The sequence below is a fragment of the Bradyrhizobium sp. genome, assembly GCF_030693485.1.
GTDB lineage: Bacteria > Pseudomonadota > Alphaproteobacteria > Rhizobiales > Xanthobacteraceae > Bradyrhizobium.
Genome location: NZ_JAUYAN010000124.1, coordinates 1 through 4,568 on the forward strand (window position 1 = coordinate 1; position 4,568 = coordinate 4,568).

The following is a 4,568-nucleotide window of genomic DNA, read 5'->3' on the forward strand; positions in this document are numbered from 1 at the left end:
AGCTCGTCCTCATACTGCTTCGGCGCATTGGCGGCGATCCAGGCTTTCGCTTCGGCGCGGAACGCGGCTTCCTGCGGGGTGTCATCGAAGTTCATCGATTTATTCCTTCAAATCCATCGTCGCCCCCGCGAAAGCGGGGACGACACCATTTGACGTTCACGCCGCATTGCGCTTGCGCATGCGATCGATCAGCTGATCTTCCCAATACGACAGGCTGCCGAGCCCGAGCGCGGTGGCGTTGGCGCGGCGGTAGTACATGTGGCAGTCGAATTCCCAGGTGAAGCCCATGCCGCCATGGACCTGGATGTTGTTCTTGGCGCAATGCTGGAATGCCTGGGTCGCGCTGATGCGGGCGGCGGCGGCGGCTTCCGGCAATTCCGAGGCATTGGTCGAGAGCGCCCAGGCGCCGTAGTAGCAGTTCGAACGCGCCAGCGTCGCCGAGACATACATGTCGGCCAACATGTGCTTTACTGCCTGGAACGAGCCGATCGGACGGCCGAAGGCGATACGGTCGAGCGCATAGTCCCGGCCCATTTCCAGCGCGCGGTCGGCGCCGCCGACCTGCTCGAACGCCATCAGTACCGCGGCGCGGTCGAGCACCTGGGTGACAACGCTCCAGCCTTCACCGGCCGCCCCGAGCGGCTCGGCGTTGCAGTTCCTGAAGGTGAGTTCGGCTTGTCCCCGCGACGGATCGAGGTTGGTCAAGGCCTTGGCTTCGACGCCGCCGGCCTTGAGGTCGACCAGGAACAGCGAGATATCGCTGTCGCGTCCGGTCGAGCCGGTGCGGGCGGCGACCACGGCAAAATCGGCGATGGCGCCGTCGGGCACCGGCTTCTTGACGCCGTTGAGGCTGCCGCCGGAGGCGGTGAGCTTGATCGCTTCGGGCGACGGGTTGCCCTTGCCTTCGAACAGCGCCAGCGTGCCGATCGCTTCACCTGACGCGATGGCGGGAAGCCACTTCTTCTTTTGCGCGGCGCTGCCGGCGAGCAGGATGGCTTCGGCCGCCAGATACACCGTCGACGAGAACGGCACCGGCGCCAGCGCGCGGCCCATTTCCTCCGATATCACGCAGAGCTCGAGATGGCCGGCGCCGGCGCCGCCGAATTCCTCGGGGATCGCAACGCCGAGAAAACCCATCTCGGCCAGGCCCTTCCAAAGATCCTTGTCATGGGTGGCATTGCCGTCGAGCACGGCGCGCACTGCCTTCGGCGGGCACTTTTCAGCGAGGAATTTCCGCGCTTCGTCGCGCATCTGCTTTTGTTCGTCGGAGAAATCGAAGTTCATGGCGTGTTACTCGGTTTGTGTGAGGATCGAATAATCTACCGTCGTCCCCGCGAACGCGGGGACCCATAACCACCGGCGACCGTGATGACAAAAGGCGTCGACCATCTTGCCTTCAAGGAGGGCCGCGGCGTATGGGTCCCGGCGTTCGCCGGGACGTCGTTGATGGTTGGACGGATAATCTTCATTGCAGCACAATCACATCCTCTCCGGGATGATCGGCATAGAGCCGTTTCACCAGACCGGCGCGGCGCTCAAGGCCGGCGCGCTGGTTGATGTAACCCTTGTCGGTGAGTTCGTTGCCGTCGATCGAAGGCGGTTCGACCATCAGCATGGCGCGCGCGATCCGCATGCTGCTTCCCGTGCAGGACGCGTTGTGCGCCTCCAGCCCGCGCTTCACGCAGGCGATCACGTCGGGATGCCTTGCGACATCTTCAAACGTCGCGTCGGGATTGCCGACGACCTGTCGACATGCATGGAGGTTAGGCCAGGCCAGCAGGCCGACGAACGGAAGGTCCTGCCCGGCGACCAGCGCGTCATGCACCACGGGCGTCGCGGCCGCAATCGCATCCGTGCGCAGCGAGCCTACATGCACGAACGTTCCCGTCGTGAGCTTGAAATCCTCGACCACGCGGCCGGCGAAGATGATGCCCTGCAGGGGATCGGCGGGATCGACGAACACACCGGCGTCGCCGATGCAATAGAAGCCTTCCTCGTCGAACATTTTCCTGGTGAGTTCGGGTTGGCCGAAATAACCGGGCGTGACGTTGATGCCGCGCAGCCGCAACTCATACTTGTCGCCTGATGGCACCATCTTCAGTTCGACCCCGGGGAACGGCAAGCCGATCAGGCCGACGCGCTCGGTGTCCCAATAGGTTCCGGTGGAAGTCGGAGCCGTCTCGGTCGAGCCCCAGCCGGTATAGAACACGATGCGCTCGCCGGTGGTCTTCACCGCCAGCGCCTGCATGCGGTCGTAGAGATCGTCCGGAAGTCGCGCGCCGCCATAGGCCATGACGGTGAGATTTCTGAAGAAATTGCGGCACAGCGCGTCGTCCTTCTCCATCGCCGCCGCAAGCGCCGCATAGCCCGCCGGCACGTTGGCGTAATAGGTCGGGGAAACATCGTGCAGGTTTCGCAGCGTCTCATCGAACTGCCCGGGTATCGGCCGGCCGTCATCGATGTAAAGCGTGCCGCCGTCGACCAGTATCGGATGAAACGCGGCGTTGCCGCCCATGGTGTGATTCCACGGCATCCAGTCGAGCATGGTCGCGACAGGCCCGTTCGGATCGCGCGGCCGCACCTGCATCATCATCGCGGCATTGGCGCACATCATCTCCTGCGTGTTGATGACGGCCTTGGGCATCCCGGTGGAGCCGGAGGTGAACAGCAGTTTTCCAACGGTATCGGGCGTGATCGCGGCGATCGATTGCTCTACATCGCGTGTCACCGGCGTTGCCGCGAGATCCGCGAAGGCGATGCTCTCGATGCCCGGGCAGGGACGCGCGACATGGATGACGGTGACGCCGTCGAGATCGAGCGCCTTCAGCGCCTTCTCGAAGGCCGGGCCGTCCTGCACCATCACCACCCCGGGCTTGATCAGGTCGAACAGATATTTCAGCTTCAGATGATCCTGGCTCATCAGCGAATAGGCCGGGGATACCGGGGCCGCCGGAAGCCGCGCCTGCATCGCAGCTTGTGTCAGCAACGCATGCTCGATCGAATTGCCGGAGAGGATCGCGACCGGACTGCCCGGCTTGAGCTTCAGATCGAGCAAGCCCTGCGTCAACCCGTCGACGATTTGCTTGGCTTCGCCGTAGGAGACTTTCCGCCATTGCCGGTCGCTGCCGGCGCGCTGCGCCAGCCAAATACGGCTCGGCGCTTCCGTCGCCCATTTCGCCAGCGACGCCGGAATATGGCTCTCATAAGACTGCAGCGGAATCCGCGACTTCAAAATGATGACGCCGTCGGGCCGCCGCAAGACCTCGATGTCGCGCGCCAGCCATTCGATCTTGCGAAAGGCGGGCTTCGTCATAACCGCGGCGGCTTTTCCACTCATTATTGCGTCTCCCGGAATTAGGCCTTTGCGGCCGCTTTTTCTTATCGCCTGATATAGACAGGCTTTCGCTTCTCCAGAAAGGCCCTGATGCCCTCGTTGAAATCTTCCGAGCGGCTGCACAGCACCTGATTGCGGTCTTCCATCGCGATCACGGCCTCGATCGAGCCCGCATCGACGCTCATGTTGAGACATTCCTTCGACAGCCGCAAACCGACCGGCGACGCCGTCATCATCGCCTCGACATAGGGCGCCGCCGCGGCATCGAGGCCGCCTTCCTCGACGACTTCGGAGACCAGCCCCACCGCCAATGCGCGTTCGGCATGGATGAACCGCCCGGTCAGGATCAGCTCGGAAGCAACCGACACGCCGACCAGCCGCGGCAGGAAATAGCTGGTGCCGATGTCGCAGCCGCCGAGCCCGAGCTTGATGAAGGCACAGTTCATCCGCGCCGACCTGGTGGCGATGCGGATGTCGGCGGCGAGCGCCAGCGCAAAACCGCCGCCGGCCGCGGAGCCCTGCACCAGCGCGATGATCGGCTGCGGGCAGCGCCGCATCAGCATCACAATGTCGGCGATCCGGCGCTGCGAATCCAGCGACTCCGTCACGCCGGGCGGTTCCTGCTGCCCGGCACGCCGCGCCATCGCATGCTTGAGATCGAGCCCGGCGCAGAACGAAGCGCCGGCGCCCTTCAGCACCACCACGCGGGTGGAACGGTTGCGCTGCAGGCCTTCGAAATAGCCGTTGAGCGCGTCGATCATATCGGGATTGAGCGCGTTGAGACTGTCCGGGCGATTGAGCGTCACCCGGTCGACCCCGTCGTCATGTTCGATCAGCAACGGTTGAATCACGCCGACCTCCCCACCGTCGTCCCGGCCAAGCGAAGCGCGAGCCGGGACCCATACGCCGTGCATTCTCGTTGGAGCATGGTCGCAGAGACCTTTTAAAACAGAACCGCCGCGGAGTATGGGTCCCCGCGTTCGCGGGGACGACGAAAAAGGGTAACTACCTCGGCGCCATGCGGATGGCGCCGTCGAGGCGGATGGTTTCGCCGTTGAGCATCGGGTTCTCGACGATGTGCACCGCGAGGTTGCCGTATTCGGAGGCGTCGCCGAGCCGTGCGGGATGCGGCACCTGGGCGCCAAGGCTCTTGCGGGCTTCCTCGTTCAATCCCATCAGCAACGGCGTCAGGAACAGGCCGGGCGCGATGGTGTTCACGCGAATCTTGAGGCTG

General features: G+C 63.9%; 3 protein-coding genes and 1 pseudogene. All 4 read right to left on the bottom strand.

The features are described from left to right. Positions 1 to 156: 156 nt before the first annotated feature. The gene (locus tag Q8N40_RS09105) at positions 157 to 1,284 is read right to left on the bottom strand and encodes an acyl-CoA dehydrogenase family protein (protein ID WP_305711589.1); all 1,128 of its coding nucleotides are present in this window, start codon (positions 1,282 to 1,284) and stop codon (positions 157 to 159) included. A 181-nt stretch (positions 1,285 to 1,465) separates the two neighbouring features. Beyond that, positions 1,466 to 3,337: an AMP-binding protein gene (locus Q8N40_RS09110; RefSeq protein WP_305711590.1), complete on the bottom strand. Its 1,872-nt coding sequence runs from the start codon at positions 3,335 to 3,337 to the stop codon at positions 1,466 to 1,468. A gap of 41 nt (positions 3,338 to 3,378) precedes the next feature. Next, positions 3,379 to 4,185 (bottom strand): enoyl-CoA hydratase/isomerase family protein, encoded by an 807-nt coding sequence (locus Q8N40_RS09115; RefSeq protein ID WP_305711591.1) that lies wholly within the window; start codon positions 4,183 to 4,185, stop codon positions 3,379 to 3,381. Between the two features lie 154 nt (positions 4,186 to 4,339). Further along, positions 4,340 to 4,568 (bottom strand): annotated as a pseudogene (locus Q8N40_RS09120) (3-hydroxyacyl-CoA dehydrogenase); the annotation flags it as partial.